22 protein-coding genes are annotated in these 15494 nt (G+C 69.9%); 1 reads left to right on the top strand and 21 read right to left on the bottom strand.

Going from position 1 to position 15494, the window contains the following annotated elements; all coding sequences use genetic code 11:
• Positions 1-71: 71 nt before the first annotated feature.
• Genes H4J02_RS01830 through H4J02_RS01810 form a run of 5 tightly spaced genes read right to left on the bottom strand, consistent with a single transcriptional unit; the run spans position 72 to position 4415 of the window.
• Entirely contained in the window at positions 72-512 is a 441-nt protein-coding gene (locus H4J02_RS01830; RefSeq protein WP_187675434.1) for a PTS sugar transporter subunit IIA, read from the bottom strand.
• 36 nt (positions 513-548) lie between these two features.
• A complete protein-coding gene (locus H4J02_RS01825) occupies positions 549-2111 on the bottom strand; it encodes a PTS mannitol transporter subunit IICB (RefSeq protein WP_187675433.1) in 1563 nt (520 codons plus the stop codon).
• Entirely contained in the window at positions 2108-3826 is a 1719-nt protein-coding gene (gene ptsP, locus H4J02_RS01820) for a phosphoenolpyruvate--protein phosphotransferase (RefSeq protein WP_187675432.1), read from the bottom strand. The genes H4J02_RS01825 and ptsP overlap by 4 nt, the downstream gene beginning before the upstream one ends.
• Positions 3823-4101, bottom strand: coding sequence for an HPr family phosphocarrier protein (locus H4J02_RS01815; protein WP_397420144.1), 279 nt, complete (start codon positions 4099-4101; stop codon positions 3823-3825). The genes ptsP and H4J02_RS01815 overlap by 4 nt, the downstream gene beginning before the upstream one ends.
• Positions 4101-4415, bottom strand: coding sequence for a PTS IIB subunit (locus H4J02_RS01810; RefSeq protein ID WP_187675431.1), 315 nt, complete (start codon positions 4413-4415; stop codon positions 4101-4103). Before H4J02_RS01810 ends, H4J02_RS01815 begins: the two co-directional genes overlap by 1 nt.
• A gap of 247 nt (positions 4416-4662) precedes the next feature.
• Between H4J02_RS01810 and H4J02_RS01805 the strand changes: the two genes are divergently transcribed.
• Positions 4663-6564: a transcription antiterminator gene (locus H4J02_RS01805; RefSeq protein ID WP_187675430.1), complete on the top strand. Its 1902-nt coding sequence runs from the start codon at positions 4663-4665 to the stop codon at positions 6562-6564.
• Positions 6565-6879: 315 nt separating this feature from the next.
• Here the strand turns inward: H4J02_RS01805 and H4J02_RS01800 are convergent, their stop codons facing one another.
• From H4J02_RS01800 to rplV, 16 genes are all read right to left on the bottom strand, one after another.
• Positions 6880-7473, bottom strand: coding sequence for an adenylate kinase (locus H4J02_RS01800; protein WP_187675429.1), 594 nt, complete (start codon positions 7471-7473; stop codon positions 6880-6882).
• Positions 7470-8798 carry a preprotein translocase subunit SecY gene (gene secY / locus H4J02_RS01795; RefSeq protein WP_187675428.1) on the bottom strand — a complete coding sequence of 443 codons (1329 nt, stop codon included), beginning with the start codon at positions 8796-8798 and terminating at the stop codon, positions 7470-7472. The genes H4J02_RS01800 and secY overlap by 4 nt, the downstream gene beginning before the upstream one ends.
• An 88-nt stretch (positions 8799-8886) precedes the next feature.
• A complete protein-coding gene (gene rplO, locus H4J02_RS01790; protein ID WP_187675427.1) occupies positions 8887-9639 on the bottom strand; it encodes a 50S ribosomal protein L15 in 753 nt (250 codons plus the stop codon).
• A complete protein-coding gene (gene rpmD, locus H4J02_RS01785; RefSeq protein ID WP_187675426.1) occupies positions 9639-9824 on the bottom strand; it encodes a 50S ribosomal protein L30 in 186 nt (61 codons plus the stop codon). The genes rplO and rpmD overlap by 1 nt, the downstream gene beginning before the upstream one ends.
• Positions 9824-10540, bottom strand: a complete 717-nt coding sequence (gene rpsE / locus H4J02_RS01780) for a 30S ribosomal protein S5 (protein WP_397420143.1) — start codon at positions 10538-10540, stop codon at positions 9824-9826. Before rpsE ends, rpmD begins: the two co-directional genes overlap by 1 nt.
• Positions 10537-10896 (bottom strand): 50S ribosomal protein L18, encoded by a 360-nt coding sequence (gene rplR, locus H4J02_RS01775; RefSeq protein ID WP_187675425.1) that lies wholly within the window; start codon positions 10894-10896, stop codon positions 10537-10539. The genes rpsE and rplR overlap by 4 nt, the downstream gene beginning before the upstream one ends.
• Positions 10897-10898: 2 nt before the next feature.
• Positions 10899-11435, bottom strand: a complete 537-nt coding sequence (rplF, locus tag H4J02_RS01770; protein ID WP_187675424.1) for a 50S ribosomal protein L6 — start codon at positions 11433-11435, stop codon at positions 10899-10901.
• Positions 11436-11441: 6 nt separating this feature from the next.
• Positions 11442-11840 (bottom strand): 30S ribosomal protein S8, encoded by a 399-nt coding sequence (gene rpsH / locus H4J02_RS01765; protein WP_187675423.1) that lies wholly within the window; start codon positions 11838-11840, stop codon positions 11442-11444.
• A gap of 108 nt (positions 11841-11948) precedes the next feature.
• Entirely contained in the window at positions 11949-12527 is a 579-nt protein-coding gene (gene rplE, locus H4J02_RS01760) for a 50S ribosomal protein L5 (protein WP_187675422.1), read from the bottom strand.
• Positions 12527-12886, bottom strand: coding sequence for a 50S ribosomal protein L24 (rplX, locus tag H4J02_RS01755; RefSeq protein ID WP_187675421.1), 360 nt, complete (start codon positions 12884-12886; stop codon positions 12527-12529). The genes rplE and rplX overlap by 1 nt, the downstream gene beginning before the upstream one ends.
• Before the next feature lie 2 nt (positions 12887-12888).
• The gene (rplN, locus tag H4J02_RS01750) at positions 12889-13257 is read right to left on the bottom strand and encodes a 50S ribosomal protein L14 (protein WP_187675420.1); all 369 of its coding nucleotides are present in this window, start codon (positions 13255-13257) and stop codon (positions 12889-12891) included.
• 3 nt (positions 13258-13260) lie between these two features.
• Entirely contained in the window at positions 13261-13593 is a 333-nt protein-coding gene (rpsQ, locus tag H4J02_RS14090) for a 30S ribosomal protein S17 (RefSeq protein ID WP_187675419.1), read from the bottom strand.
• Positions 13593-13916 carry a 50S ribosomal protein L29 gene (rpmC, locus tag H4J02_RS01740; protein WP_187675418.1) on the bottom strand — a complete coding sequence of 108 codons (324 nt, stop codon included), beginning with the start codon at positions 13914-13916 and terminating at the stop codon, positions 13593-13595. Before rpmC ends, rpsQ begins: the two co-directional genes overlap by 1 nt.
• Positions 13916-14335: a 50S ribosomal protein L16 gene (gene rplP / locus H4J02_RS01735; protein WP_187675417.1), complete on the bottom strand. Its 420-nt coding sequence runs from the start codon at positions 14333-14335 to the stop codon at positions 13916-13918. Before rplP ends, rpmC begins: the two co-directional genes overlap by 1 nt.
• Before the next feature lie 2 nt (positions 14336-14337).
• Positions 14338-15084, bottom strand: coding sequence for a 30S ribosomal protein S3 (gene rpsC, locus H4J02_RS01730; protein ID WP_187675416.1), 747 nt, complete (start codon positions 15082-15084; stop codon positions 14338-14340).
• The gene (gene rplV, locus H4J02_RS01725; protein ID WP_187675415.1) at positions 15084-15482 is read right to left on the bottom strand and encodes a 50S ribosomal protein L22; all 399 of its coding nucleotides are present in this window, start codon (positions 15480-15482) and stop codon (positions 15084-15086) included. The genes rpsC and rplV overlap by 1 nt, the downstream gene beginning before the upstream one ends.
• Between the last annotated feature and the right edge of the window lie 12 nt (positions 15483-15494).

Genomic DNA, 15494 nt, shown 5'->3' with positions numbered 1-15494 from the left:
TAATCCGCGAAAGTACGTACTTTGCGGCGACCACGCGGCGTGTCGCGGGAAAAGTACGTACTCTCGCGGACCTAGTCCTCGTTGACGGCGGAGATCCGAGCGTACAGCTCCTCCGCGGTGGGCGCCGCGAGCAGAGCCTGCACCTCGTCGTCCTCCGAGAACAGCACCGCGATCCGTCCGAGGATCTCGAGGTGCTCGTTCTCGCGACCCGCGATGCCGATCACGAACCGCACCTCGTCGCCGTCCCAGTCGATCGCCTCGGGATAGCGAATGACGGCGAGCGCCGTCGCGTCAATGAACTCGCGGCCCTCATTGGTGCCGTGGGGGATCGCGAGGAAGTTCCCCATCGACGTCGACACGGTCGCCTCCCGGGCGAGCATCGAGTCGACGTAGTCGGGCCGCACGGCCCCGGCCTCCACGAGGAGGCGGCCGACGTCGCGCACCGCCTCCTCGCGGGTCGGGGTCCGGTCGGCGAGCAGCACTCGCTCGGGCGTCAGGATGTCGTCGCTCATGGTGTGCTCCTCTCTCGCCGCCGGACCCCTCGGGGCTTACTGGGCGGCCCCTTCCCTCTGGTTCTTCACGAGCTCCACGACCTCGTCGTACCGCGGCGAGTTCATGAAGTTGTCGACGGACACGTGCACCGCATCCGGCGCCTTCTGCCGGGCGCGCGGCGTGAGCTCATTCTGCGTGATGACGAGATCCTCGTCGCCCGTGAGGTTCGCGATCGCCGCGTTCGACACGTCGACCTCGATGCCCGCCTTCTTGAACTTGTTCCGCAGCACGGATGCGCCCATCGCGCTCGAGCCCATGCCCGCATCGCACGCGAACACGACCTTCTCGATCGTCTTCGTCGCGACGTCGCCGCCCGCTCCGGCGCCGACGCTCGTCGCGAGGCCCGAGAGCACGGAGCTCTCCTTGCCCTTGTTCGCGCTCGTCTGCGCGACCGACGCGGCGAGGCGCGCATCCGCATCCGCCTCGGACGCGAGGTCGCGCTTGCGGCTCGCGAGCAGGATCGGCATCGCGATGAGGAACGTCACGGCCGCCGCGAGGATGACCGAGAGGATGACGCCGACGTAGCTGTCGGGCGCCGTCTGGATGACGACCGCGAAGATCGACCCCGGTGCCGCGGGAGCCCGCAGACCCGAGTTGAAGATGACGTTCGTCAGCACGCCCGTCGCGCCGCCGCCGATCATGGCGACGATGAGGAGCGGCTTCGCGAGCACGTACGGGAAGTACACCTCATGGATGCCGCCGAGGAACTGGATGATGAACGCACCCGGGGCGGTCGCGCGCGCCGCGCCGACGCCGAACACCGTGAGCGCGAGCAGCAGGCCCGCACCCGGTCCGGGGTTCGCCTCGACGAGGAACAGCAGGCTCTTGCCGTTCTCGACGACCTGCTCGGTACCGAGCGGCGTGAACACGCCGTGGTTGATGGCGTTGTTGAGGAACAGCACCTTCGCGGGCTCGACGAGGATCGAGGCGAGCGGGATGAGGCCCGTCTCGATGAGCCAGCCGACGGCCGCGCCGAGCGCATCGCTGAAGATCTTGATGAGCGGTGCGAGGCCGAAGAACGCCGCGAGGGCGAGCAGGAAGCCGAGGATGCCCGACGAGAAGTTGTCGACGAGCATCTCGAAGCCCGGCTTGATCTTGCCGGCCCACAGCTTGTCGAGCTGCTTGAGGATCCAGGCCGCGAGGGGGCCGCAGATCATCGCGCCGAGGAACATGACCGTGCCCTCGGCGCCGATGACGACACCCATCGTCACGACGACGCCGATGACCGCGCCGCGCACGCCGTAGACGATGCGACCGCCCGTATAGGCGATGAGCAGCGGCAGCATGTAGGTGATCATCGGGCCGACGAGGCCCGTCCAGACGGTGCCGTCGGACGCCTCCCCGCCGCCGAGGATCGCCGAGTCCGCCCAGCGCCAGGCTGCGACGGGGCTCTCCACCCCGAACCAGCCGTTGGGGATGAACATCGCGGTCACGAGGCCCCAGGCGATGAAGGCCGCGATGTTGGGCATGATCATGCCCGACAGGAAGGTTCCGAATCTCTGGACGGCGACGCGGGCTCCCCCGCCCCGCTGTGCCGTCGGTGCTGACGTCGTCGTCATGGTGTGTGCCTCCTGGCTCGGATGCCGGACGAGCGCCCGGCGGTGATGGTGTCGGCGGCCGCCCGGGCCGCCTCTCGGGCATCGGCGGCCTCATCGGCCGCCAGGGCTGCCTCGGCGATCGCTCGCGCGTCGTCGAGGGTGTACCGCGCGAGGGATACGCGGACGTCTGCGAGTGCCGTCGGCGACATGGACAGGCTCGTGACACCGAGCCCGGCCAGCACGACGGCGAGGAGGGGGTCGGCGGCGGCCTCGCCGCACACACCGACCGGCTTGCCGGAGGCGGCGCCCGCGGCGCCCACCTCCTTCACGAGCCGCAGCACCGCCGGATGCCACGGATCCTGCAGGGCCGCGACCGAGCCGAGCTGGCGGTCGGCGGCCATCGTGTACTGCGTCAGGTCGTTCGTGCCGATCGACGCGAAGTCGGTGCGGGCGAGCACGCGGTCGGCGACGAGCGCGACCGACGGGATCTCCACCATGACGCCCGCCGTGCGGATGCCGGCCTCGTGGATCGCGCGCGTCACGAACACGGTCTCCTCGACCGTCGCGACCATGGGCGCCATGACCCAGAGCTCGGCATCCGTCTCGGCCTGCGCCGCGGCGAGCGCCGCGAGCTGGTCGCGGAGCACGGACTCCGAGGCGCGAAGCGCTCGGAGCCCGCGCCGACCGAGGGCCGGGTTCTCCTCCTCCCCCGGCGAGAGGAACGCGAGCGGCTTGTCGGCGCCCGCGTCGAGCAAGCGCACGACGACGCGCTTGCCCGGGAACGCGGCGAGCACCTCGCGGTAGCTCGCCCGCTGGTCCTCGACGGTCGGCGCCGTCGCGTCGTCGTCGAGGAAGAGGAACTCGGTGCGGAAGAGGCCCACGCCCTCGGCGCCGAGGCGCACGGCCTCCGCGGCCTCCCCCGGCTTGCCGAGGTTGGCGAGGAGCTTGATCGGGGTGCCGTCGGCGAGCGCCCCGGGGCCCGCGGGGGCATCCGCGGCCGCCTGCCGCGCGGCGATGCGCTGCTCGGCGTCGGCGAGCTCCGCGGCATCCGGGTCGGCGTACACTCGGCCGCGCTCGGCGTCGACGATCACGCGCGTGCCGTCGGGCAGCGACTCGACACCGGATGCGCCGACGATCGCGACGATGCCGCGCTGGCGGGCGAGGATCGCCGTGTGCGAGGTCGGTCCGCCCTCGCTCGTGACGAAGGCGAGCACGCGGTCGAGGTCGAGCACGGCGGTGTCGGCGGGCGCGAGGTCGCGCGCGACGAGCACGTACGGATGCCCGGGGTCGGTCACGAGCTCCGTCGAGCGTCCCTGCAGCGCGGCGACCGCGCGGTCGGCGAGGTCGTGCAGGTCGGCGACGCGCTCCGCGAAGTACTCGCCCGCATCCGCGAGGAGCGCCGAGAACTCGCCGAACGCATCCGTCACCGCCTTCTCGGCCGTGACCCCCGACTCGAGGTGGCGTTCGACGGCCGCGAGCAGCTCGGGGTCGTCGGTCATGAGCGCCTGCGCCTCGAGCACGTCGCGCGTCGCTTCGTCGGCCCCTGCGGCACGCTCCCGCAGCTGCGCCGACACACCCGCGAGCGCCTCCCGTGCGCGCGCGAGCTCCGCATCCGCGCCGAGCGTGCTCGGGGCGTCGGTCGGCGCCGCGGTCGCCTGACGCGACACGTGCAGCACCGGCCCGACGACGATCCCGGTGCCGACGCCGACGCCGCGCAGCTCGCGCACCTCGATCATCCGGCGGCCTCGGCCTCGTCGTGGTCGGTCGTCAGGAACTCGCAGAGCTCGTCGAGCACGCGCTCGGCGTCGTCGCCCTGCACGTCGAGCACGACCTCGTCGCCGTTCTCGAAGCCGGCGGCGATGATGCCGAGGATGCTCGCGGCGTTGACGGCCTTGCCGCCGGGGCGCCCGATGGTCACCTGGTGACCGGATGCGGCGACCGCCTGCGTGAAGAGCTTCGCCGGGCGGGCGTGCAGCCCGTGGCCGGAGGCGATCGTGACCGTGCGTTCCATCAGGACGTCCTTCCTGCGGCGGCCGCGGCCGCCAGAGTCGTGTCGAGGAGGTGGTCGCCGTCTTCGCGCGCCGCATCCGCGACGACCACGAAGGGCACGTCGGCGGCAGCGGCGGCAGCCCCCAACACGGCGACCTGCCCGCCGAGGTGGGCTCCCGCGAGCACCACGTCGACGTCGGGGATGAGGTTCGGGGCCGCAGCGGCCGACGACGGCACGGGAGTCACGTCGACACCCCGCGCGGCGGCGGCGCGGCGGAGGCGCTGGGCGACGAAGGTGCTCGACGCGCCCGCGCCGCACACGATGAGCACCCGCATGGCGTCCGTCTCCCGTCCTGCCGCTCTGCCGCCCACGGGACCGCGTCGGCGGCGCTGCCGTCCCGCACCTGAGTCCGGGGCCCGCCGGTTCCCTCTCCCGGCGGGCGAGGCCAGTGTGCTCCCGGATGCGGAGCGCCTGCCAGCGCGGTCGCTTCCGGGCCCCCGGAAATCTCCCCCGGACCCGTGCCGCGGCCGCGCCACGGCTGCTTGACTGGGGTGACGCACGGTCGGCGCGGAGCGGAGTGGCATGGTCGCGAGACACGAACAGCTCACGGATGCGCTCGCCCAGCACGGCGGCTGGGTCACGGCCGCGGACCTCGCCGCGCGCCTCGGCGTCACCGACCGCAGCATCCGCGGCTACGTCGCCGCCCTCAACGCGGCGGGCGACACCCCTGTCATCGAGTCGGGACCCCACGGCTACCGGCTCGACCGCACCGAGTGGGGGCGCCGCATCCGCGAGAGCCAGGACGACGACGCCGTGACGCCCGCCGCGCGCGTCTCCGCCGTGCTGCGCGCGCTGCTCGACGCCGACCCCGAGAGCGACGGCGTCGACGTGTACGAGCTCGCCGAGCGGCTGCACGTGAGCGACTCGACCCTCGAATCCGACCTCGCCCGCGCCCGGTCGCGCGCCGGCGCCGTCGGGCTCACGATCGTGCGCGCGCGCGAGCACGTGCAGCTCGAAGGCCCCGAGACCGCCCGACGCCGTCTCATCGGCGCGCTCTTCCGCGACGAGGCCACCCGCGGCATGCGCGAGGTCGACCGCATCGAGAGCTGGTTCGCCGCGGGCGACCTCTCCGCGTTCAAGACCGACCTCATCGCTCGGCTCGTGTCCGACGGCTACGAGATCAACGACTACGGCCTCGGCACCGTGCTGCTGCACCTCGCGATCGCCGTCGACCGCACCCAGGCGCACCACAGCCTCCCCGACCGCACGGGCGGCGACGAGGAGGGCGTCTTCGCGGCGATCCTCGACGAGCTCGTCGCCGACCACTTCGGCGTGCGGCTTCCGCCCGGCGACCTCGGCTACCTCGGCTTCCTGCTCGGCACGCGCGTCGCCGTCGACCCCGTGGATGCCGGTCCCCCGCCCCTCGACGACGAGCAGCTGGAACGCGTGCGCGCGATCGTCGAGAAGGCCGCCCACGAGTATCTCGTCGACCTCGACGGCGACGACGACTTCCTCCTGCGACTCGCCATGCACATCCGCCAGCTCCAGCGCCGCGCGCAGGAGGGCTCGTTCTCGCGCAACCCGCTCACCCGGTCGATCAAGTCGGGGTACCCGATGATCTACGAGCTCGCCGTGTACCTCGCGCGCGAGCTGCAGCTCGACTCCGGCATCGCCGTGCCCGAGGACGAGATCGCCTACCTCGCCATGCACCTCGGCGCCCGCCTCGAGGAGCAGCGCCAGACCGAGCAGGCCGTCACCGCAACGATCGTCGCGCCCGCCTATCACCGGCTCCACCTCGAGCTTCTGCGCCGCGTCGAGGCGTCCGTCGGCGGCGAGCTGCGCATCGAGCAGCTCGACACCCGCTCCGACGTCGACTGGGACGCCCTTCCCGGCGACCTCGTCATCTCCGTCATCGACCCGCCCGCCCCGAGCGAGCGCGTGCTCGTCGTGCACCCCTTCCTCGGGGAGCCGGATGCGCAGGCCATCCACGCCGCCATCGCCCGCATCCGTCGGCAGCGGCGCCGCACGCGGCTCGCCGAGCGCCTCGGCTCCTACTTCGACGAGCGGCTCTTCTTCCGCGAGCTGTACGCCCCCGACGCCGAGAGCATGATCCGCACGCTCGGGGCCCGCATGGTCGAGGCGGGCATCGTCGACGACGCCTACGTCGCCGGCGCGATCGAGCGCGAGCGCCTCTCCTCGACGGCGTTCACCGACGGCCTCGCGATGCCGCACGCCATGGAGATGACGGCGGAGCGCACCGCGATCGCCCTCGTGCTCAACTCGACGTCGATGCCGTGGGGCGACGCGCGGGTCGAGGTGGTCGCGTTCATCGCCTTCAGCGAGTCGGGTCGCGCCTCCTTCCAGGAGGTCTTCGATCAGCTGGTCGAGGTCTTCGCCGACCGCGACAACATCCGCAACCTCGTGGCCCGCGCGACCGACATCCCCACCCTCGTCGCCGAGCTCACCCGCCTCATCGACGACTGAGTCATCCCCGGCGGCCCTGCCGGATGCCGCTCCACGGGCGGGCGGGGTCGCTTGCGAGCCATCTCGCGTCGGTCGAGCGGCGGCCGAACCCAGGTGGTCGAGGAGCGCCGCGCGCTGCGCGACGCGTCTCGAGACCACCCCAACGGATCACATCGGCCGTACCCGCACGGCGCACGAGTGAAGCGAGGGTGCCGGGGGCTTTCCGAGACGCTGGCATCGGGACTGGCGGGAGCGCGCCGTTCAGGCCCGCGGGGGCATGCGGCTCGGAACGCCCCCCGCTCCCTCGTGAAGCGGCGTCAGGCCGCCAAGGCGGTGCTACTCGGCGGGGACGCCGATGCCGGCCTCGGCGAAGGCGGCCCAGATGCGGTCCGTGACCTCGTCGACCGTGCCGAGTCCGTCGACCTCGATGAGGAGGCCCTGTTCGCGGAACATCTCGAGCACCGGCGCGGTCTCGCGCTGGTAGACCTCCTGGCGGTGCCGGATGGCCTCTTCGGAGTCGTCGGCGCGGCCCTGTTCGATGGCGCGCTTGCGGAGGCGGCGCACGATCTCGTCCTGGTCGGCGACGAGACGGAGCACGGCGTCGAGCTTGTGACCGTGGGAGGCGAGCAGCTCGTCGAGGTAGCGCACCTGGTCGGGGGTGCGGGGGTACCCGTCGAGGAGGAAGCCGGTGGTGGCGTCGGCCTCGGAGAGGCGGTCGGTGACGAGCTCGTTGGTGAGCGAGTCGGGCACGTAGTCGCCGGCGTCGACGATCGCCTTGACGCGCTTGCCGAGCTCGGTCCCGTTCTTGATGTTGGCGCGGAAGATGTCGCCGGTCGAGATGGTCGGGATGCCGAAGTGCTCCGCGATGCGGGCGGCCTGGGTTCCCTTGCCGGCCCCGGGGGGTCCGACGATGAGCAGCCGGACCGTCATCGCAGGAGCCCCTCGTAGTGGCGCTGCTGCAGCTGCGAGTCGATCTGCTTCACCGTCTCGAGACCGACGCCGACCATGATCAGCAGCGAGGTGCCGCCGAACGGGAAGTTCTGGTTGGCCCCGACGAGCACGAGCGCGATGAGCGGCACGAGCGCGACGATTCCGAGGTAGAGCGAGCCGGGGAGCGTGACGCGGGTGAGCACGTAGTCGAGGTACTCGGCGGTGGGGCGGCCGGCGCGGATGCCCGGGATGAAGCCGCCGTACTTCTTCATGTTGTCGGCGACCTCGTCCGGATTGAACGTGATGGCGACGTAGAAGTACGTGAAGCCGACGATGAGCAGGAAGTAGAGCAGCATGTAGAGCGGGTGGTCGCCGCGCGTGAGGTAGGTGGAGATCCACTCGACCCACGGCTGCGCTTCCTCGCCCTGGCCGGGCTGGTTGAACTGCGCGATGAGGGCGGGCAGGTACAGCAGCGATGAGGCGAAGATGACCGGCACGACGCCCGCCATGTTGACCTTGATCGGGATGTACGTGTTGTTGCCGCCGTAGGTGCGGCGTCCGACCATGCGCTTCGCGTACTGGACGGGGATGCGCCGCTGCGACTGCTCGACGAAGATGACGGCGACCATGATCAGGATGCCGATCGCGATGACGAGGAGCAGGGTCTCGATGTTGTGCTGGGCCGCGATGGAGCCGAGCGAGCCGGGGAAGGCCGCGACGATCGAGGTGAAGATGAGCAGCGACATGCCGTTGCCGACGCCACGCTCGGTGATGAGCTCGCCCATCCACATGATGACGCCGGTGCCGGCGGTCATGGTGATGACCATGAGCAGGATGCCGTACCAGGTGTCGCCGCCCGCGACGATGAGCTGCGAGCACTCGGCGGTGCCGGTGTCGCCGAACAGCGCGCCGGAGCGGGCGACGGTGATGAGGGTCGTCGACTGCAGGACGCCGAGCGCGATCGTGAGGTAGCGCGTGTACTGCGTCAGCTTCGCCTGGCCCGCCTGGCCCTCCTTGTAGAGGGTGTCGAAGTGCGGGATGACGACGCGCAGCAGCTGCACGATGATCGACGCGGTGATGTACGGCATGATGCCGAGCGCGAAGATCGACAGCTGCAGGAGCGCACCGCCGGAGAAGAGGTTGACGAGGTCGTAGAGACCCGAGGCGCCCGCGTTCCCCGCGAGACAGAGCTGGACGTTGCCGAAGTCCACGAACGGCGCGGGGACGAATGACCCGAGCCGGAACAGGGCGATGATGCCGAGTGTGAACGCGATCTTGCGGCGGAGGTCCGGCGTGCGGAAGATCCGCGCGACGGCACTGAACACGACGCCTCCCGGGTGAGATTCTGGAGCGTGCCGCACACGGGTCGGTGCGGCGAGGAGGTGGCCCCGGGTGGGGCCACCTTCCCGATGGCTACTTGACGGAGCCGCCGGCGGCGACGATCTTCTGCTCCGCAGAGCTCGAGACCTTGTCGACCGCAACGTTCAGCTTAACCGCAATCTCGCCGGTGCCGAGAACCTTGACCTTCTCGTTCTTACGGACGGCACCCTTGGCGACCAGGTCGCTGATGGTGACGTCGCCGCCCTGCGGGTAGAGCTCGGCGAGGCGGTCCAGGTTCACGACCTGGTACTCGACACGGAACGGGTTCTTGAAGCCGCGGAGCTTCGGGGCGCGCATGACCTGGTTCAGGTTGCCGCCCTCGAGTCCGACGCGCACCTGGTACCGGGCCTTCGTGCCCTTGGTTCCACGTCCGGCGGTCTTACCCTTCGAGCCCTCACCGCGACCCACGCGGGTCTTGGCCTTCTTCGCTCCCTCGGCGGGGCGGAGGTGGTGGGCCTTGAGCACCTGCGGACGCGACGCGACGTCGGCCGACTTCTTGGGCGCGGCCTTCTTCGCGGCGGGCTTGGCCTCGGCCTTGGGGGCCTCGGTCTCGCTCTTCGCAGCAGCGGCCTTGGGAGCAGCAGCCTTGGCCGGCGCCTTCTTCTCGGCGGCCGGCTTGTCGGCGGCAGCCTTCGAGGCGGCAGCCTTGGGGGCGGCCTTCTCGGCGGCGGGCTTCTTCTCCGCAGCGGGCTTCTTCTCGGCGGCGGCCTTGGGGGCAGCAGCCTTGGCGGGAGCCTTCTTCTCGGCGGCCGGCTTCTCGGCCGCCGTCTTCTTCTCGTCAGCCATTAGTCAATCTCCTCGACCTTCACGAGGTGGGCGACCGTACGGACGTACCCGCGGTTGGCCGGGGTGTCCTCGCGCACGACGACGTCGCCGATGCGCTTGAGGCCCAGGCTGCGCAGGGTGTCGCGCTGGTTCTGCTTCTCGCTGATAACGGACTTGATCTGGGTCACCTTGAGACGGGCGGCCATCAGGCACCAACCTTCGCGGTAGCGGCGGCACGTGCGTCGGCCTCGGCGCGGATGAGGCGCTCCGGCGCGACGTCCTCGAACTCGAGGCCGCGGCGCGCGGCGACCGCGCGGGGCTCCTCGAGCTGCTTGAGGGCGGTCACGGTCGCGTGGACGATGTTGATCGTGTTCGACGAGCCGAGCGACTTCGACAGCACGTCGTGGATGCCGGCGCACTCGAGCACGGCGCGCACGGGACCACCCGCGATGACACCGGTACCGGCGGCGGCGGGACGGAGCAGCACGACACCGGCGGCCGCCTCACCCTGGACGGGGTGGGGGATGGTCGCTCCGGCACGCGGGACGCGGAAGAAGTTCTTCTTCGCCTCCTCGACGCCCTTCGAGATCGCGAGCGGCACCTCACGGGCCTTGCCGTAGCCGACGCCGACCATGCCGTTGCCGTCGCCCACGACGACGAGCGCCGTGAAGCTGAAGCGGCGGCCGCCCTTGACGACCTTCGACACGCGGTTGATGGTCACGACACGCTCGAGGAACTGGCTGTCCTCACGACCGCCGCGCGAGCCGCGGTCGTTGCGCGGGTTGCGCTCGCGGCTGCCGCGACGGGCCTCGCGAGGCTCCTGGGCCTGCTGGGTGCCCGCGGCGGTCTCCACGACCTGACCCTCGGTGATCTCCTCGGACTGCACGTCCTGGTTCTCCTTGTTCTCGGTGGCGTCGCTCACAGCTCCAGCCCTCCCTCGCGGGCGCCCTCGGCGATGGCCGCGACACGTCCGGCGTACTTGTTGCCGCCGCGGTCGAACACGACCGCGTCGATGCCCGCCTTCTTCGCGCGCTCGGCGACGAGCTCGCCGACCTTGCGCGCCTTGGCCGTCTTGTCACCGTCGAAGGTGCGCAGGTCGGCCTCGAGGGTCGAGGCGGAGGCCACGGTGTGGCCCTTGGCGTCGTCGACGACCTGCACGAAGACGTGGCGGGCCGAACGGGTGACGACGAGACGCGGACGCTCCGCGGTCCCGACGATGCGCTTGCGCAGACGTGCGTGGCGACGGTTGCGCTGCGCCGACTTGCTGATGGCAGCCATGATCACTTACCAGCCTTTCCGGCCTTGCGGCGGACGACCTCACCGGCGTAGCGGACACCCTTGCCCTTGTAGGGCTCGGGCTTGCGCAGCTTGCGGATGTTGGCGGCCACCTCGCCCACGGCCTGCTTGTCGATGCCGCGGACGTGAAGCTTGTTGTTGCCCTCGACCTCGAAGGTGATGCCGGCGGGCGGGTCGACGGTGATGGGGTGCGAGTAGCCGAGCGCGAACTCGACCGAGCTGCCCTTCGACTGCACGCGGTAACCGGTGCCGACGACCTCGAGGCTCTTGGAGTAGCCGTCGGTGACGCCGATGATCTGGTTCGCGATGAGCGTGCGGGTCAGGCCGTGCAGCGAGCGCGATTCGCGCTCGTCGTCGGGACGGGTGACGATGACCTGGCCGTCTTCGAGCTTGACCTCGATGGGGCTCTTGACGGTGAGCGCGAGCTCGCCCTTGGGGCCCTTGACGGTGACGTCCTGGCCGTCGATCGTCACGGTGACGTTCGCGGGCACGACGATGGGGAGGCGTCCGATACGAGACATGTCAGATCACCACACGTAGGCGAGGACTTCCCCGCCGACGCCCTTCTTGCTCGCCTCACGGTCGGTCAGCAGACCGGAGGAGGTGGACAGGATCGCCACACCGAGGCCGCCCAGCACGTGGGGGATCTCGGTCGACTTCGCGTAGACGCGCAGACCCGGCTTCGAGACGCGCTTGATGCCGGCGATCGACCGCTCGCGGTTCGGGCCGTACTTGAGGTCGATCGTGAGCGTCTGGCCGACGCGCGCGTCCTCGACCTTCCAGTCGGCGATGTAGCCCTCGCGCTTGAGGATCTCCGCGATGTGGGTCTTGAGCTTGCTGCTCGGAAGCGCGACCGTGTCGTGGTAAGCACGGTTCGCGTTGCGCAGACGGGTCAGCATGTCTGCGACCGGGTCTGTCATCGTCATTTCGTTGGTTTCCTTTTTCCTGGGCGGTTTCGGAGCCGGTTCACCGGCATCCGACCTTCTTCGGTTCGTGCGGGTCTCGGCGAGCCGAGCTCCGCGGGTGGGTGGGTGTTACTCCGCCTTGAACGGGAAGCCGAGCGCGCGCAGCAGGGCGCGACCCTCGTCATCCGTCTTGGCGGTGGTGACGACCGTGATGTCGAAGCCGCGGACGCGGTCGATCTGGTCCTGGTTGATCTCGTGGAAGATCGACTGCTCCTGCACACCGAAGGTGTAGTTGCCGTTGCCGTCGAACTGCTTCGGGTTCAGACCGCGGAAGTCGCGGATGCGGGGGAGCGCGAGCGACAGGAGTCGGTCGAGGAACTCCCACGCGCGGTCGCCGCGGAGCGTCACGTGGGCGCCGATGGGCATGCCCTCGCGGAGCTTGAACTGGGCGATCGACTTGCGGGCCTTGGTGACCTGCGGCTTCTGACCCGTGATGAGCGTGAGGTCCTTGACGGCCCCGTCGATCACCTTGGAGTCGCGAGCGGCCTCACCGACACCGGTGTTGACGACGATCTTCACGAGACCCGGGACCTGCATGGGGTTCGCGTAGCCGAACTCCTCGGTCAGGGACTTGGTGATCTCGTCACGGTACTTCTGCTTCAGGCGGGGCTGGTTCTTGCCAGCCACCGCGGCAGTCGCGTTCGCCATTAGAGCTTCTCTCCGGACTTCTTCGCGTAGCGCACGCGAACGGTCTTCTTGACGCCGTCCTTCTCGACGGTCTCCTCACGGAAACCCACGCGGGTCGGCTTCTTGGTCTTCGGGTCGACGAGCGCGACGTTCGACACGTGGATCGGGGCCTCGTGCGTCTCGATGCCACCGGTCTTCGTGCCGCGCTGGGTCTGGCCCACGCGCACGTGCTTGGTGACGTAGTTGACTCCCTCGACCACGACGCGGTTCTGGTCGACGAGGACCTCGATGACGCGACCCTGCTTGCCGCGGTCTCCGCCGCGGGCCTGCGAGGGGCCGCTGATCACCTGGACCAGGTCGCCCTTCTTGATGTTCGCCATGACTAAATGACCTCCGGCGCCAGCGAGATGATCTTCATGAACTTCTTGTCGCGAAGCTCACGGCCGACCGGTCCGAAGATGCGGGTACCGCGGGGGTCCCCGTCGTTCTTCAGGATGACGGCGGCGTTCTCGTCGAACTTGATGTACGAGCCGTCGGGACGGCGCGTCTGCTTCTTGGTGCGGACGACGACGGCCTTGACCACGTCGCCCTTCTTCACGTTGCCGCCGGGGATCGCGTCCTTGACCGTGGCGACGATGACGTCACCGAGGCCCGCGTAGCGACGGCCGGAGCCGCCGAGCACGCGGATGGTGAGGAGCTCCTTGGCGCCGGTGTTGTCGGCGACCTTGAGGCGGGATTCCTGCTGGATCATGGGTTACTTCGCCTTCTCCACGATCTCGACGAGACGCCAGCGCTTCGTTGCCGAGAGCGGACGGGTCTCCGAGATGACGACGAGATCGCCGATGCCGGCCGAGTTCTGCTCGTCGTGGGCCTTGATCTTCGAGCTGCGGCGGATGACCTTGCCGTACAGCGGGTGCTTCACGCGGTCCTCGACCTCGACGACGATGGTCTTGTCCATCTTGTCGCTCGTCACGTAACCGCGACGCACCTTGCGGTAGCCACGGGCGGCCGCGTCCTTGACGTCGTGGGCGGCGGACTCGTGTCCGGCCTTCGCCGGCTTCACGGCGGCCTTCTTGGTGTCGGCCATTACTTGCTCGCCTCCTCAGCGGACTCGGCGGGGGCCTCGGCGGCCTCCGACTTCTTGGTGGACTTCTTCGCGGCCTTGGCCGGCGCCTCCACGGGGGCGGGCGTGGCACGGATGCCGAGCTCGCGCTCACGGATGACGGTGTAGATGCGGGCGATGTCGCGCTTCACGGCGCGCAGGCGTCCGTGGCTCTCGAGCTGACCGGTTGCGGCCTGGAAGCGGAGGTTGAACAGCTCCTCCTTGGCCTTCTTCAGCTCGTCGACGAGACGCTCGTCCTCGAAGGTGTCGAGCTCGACGGGAGCGAGCTCCTTGGATCCGACGGCCATTATGCGTCGCCCTCCTCGCGCTTGATGATGCGTGCCTTGAGCGGCAGCTTGTGGATGGCCCGGGTGAGCGCGCCGCGGGCGAGCTCCTCGCTGACACCGGAGACCTCGAAGAGGACCCGGCCGGGCTTGACGTTGGCGACCCACCACTCGGGCGAACCCTTACCGGAACCCATGCGGGTCTCGGCGGGCTTCTTGGTGAGCGGGCGGTCGGGGTAGATGTTGATCCACACCTTGCCGCCGCGCTTGATGTGACGGGTCATCGCGATACGCGCGGACTCGATCTGGCGGTTGGTCACGTAGGCGGGAGTGAGGGCCTGGATGCCGTACTCGCCGAAGGTGACCTTCGTGCCACCGGTGGCCTGCCCGGAACGACCCGGGTGGTGCTGCTTGCGGTGCTTGACCTTACGGGGAATGAGCATGATTACGCCTCGACTCCTGCGGCGGCCTCGGCCCGGGGGCCACGGCGCGCGCCGTCACGACGCTCGGGGCGCGACGACTTCTGAGCCGCCTGCTCGCGAGCGAGTTCCTTGTTGGTGATGTCGCCCTTGTAGATCCAGACCTTCACGCCGATGCGGCCGAAGGTGGTCTTGGCCTCATAGAAGCCGTAGTCGATGTTCGCGCGGAGCGTGTGCAGGGGCACGCGGCCCTCGCGGTAGAACTCCGAGCGGCTCATCTCCGCGCCGCCGAGGCGGCCCGAGACCTGGATGCGCACGCCCTTGGCGCCGGCGCGCTGGGCACCCTGGAGGCCCTTGCGCATGGCGCGACGGAACGCGACACGGGCGCTGAGCTGCTCCGCGATGCCCTGAGCGACGAGCTGGGCCTCGGCCTCGGGGTTCTTGACCTCGAGGATGTTGAGCTGGATCTGCTTGCCGGTGAGCTTCTCGAGGTCGGCGCGGATGCGCTCGGCCTCGGCGCCGCGGCGGCCGATGACGATGCCGGGACGGGCCGTGTGGATGTCCACACGGACGCGGTCGCGGGTGCGCTCGATCTCGATCTTCGCCACACCGGCGCGGTCGAGCTTCGTCTTGAGCATCTCGCGGATCTTGACGTCCTCGGCCACGAAGTCGGCGTAACGCTGACCGGGCTTGGTCGAGTCCGAGAACCAGCGCGACGTGTGGTCGGTGGTGATGCCCAGACGGAAGCCGTAGGGGTTGACCTTCTGGCCCATTACTTACCTGCCTTCTTCGCAGCGGCCGTGCCGGCGAGCACCGGCTCGTCCGGCGTGGCGAGCACGACGGTGATGTGGCTCGTGCGCTTGTTGATGCGGAACGCGCGGCCCTGGGCACGCGGCTGGAACCGCTTGAGCGTGGTGCCCTCATCGACGAACGCACGCGCCACGACGAGGTCGGACTCGTCCAGGAACGTGTTGGTCGCATCCGCCTTCACACGGGCGTTCGCGATCGCGGACGCCACGAGCTTGTAGACGGGCTCGCTCGCACCCTGGGGCGCGAACTTCAGGATCGCGAGAGCCTCCTGGGCCTGCTTGCCCCGGATGAGGTCCACGACGCGACGGGCCTTCTGAGGCGTCACGCGGATGTGTCGCACGCGGGCGATCGACTCCACCATTTCTCTTCCTCC

This window comes from Protaetiibacter sp. SSC-01, from assembly GCF_014483895.1.
GTDB lineage: Bacteria > Actinomycetota > Actinomycetes > Actinomycetales > Microbacteriaceae > Homoserinibacter.
This window is presented reverse-complemented; position numbering and strand designations above follow the sequence as displayed.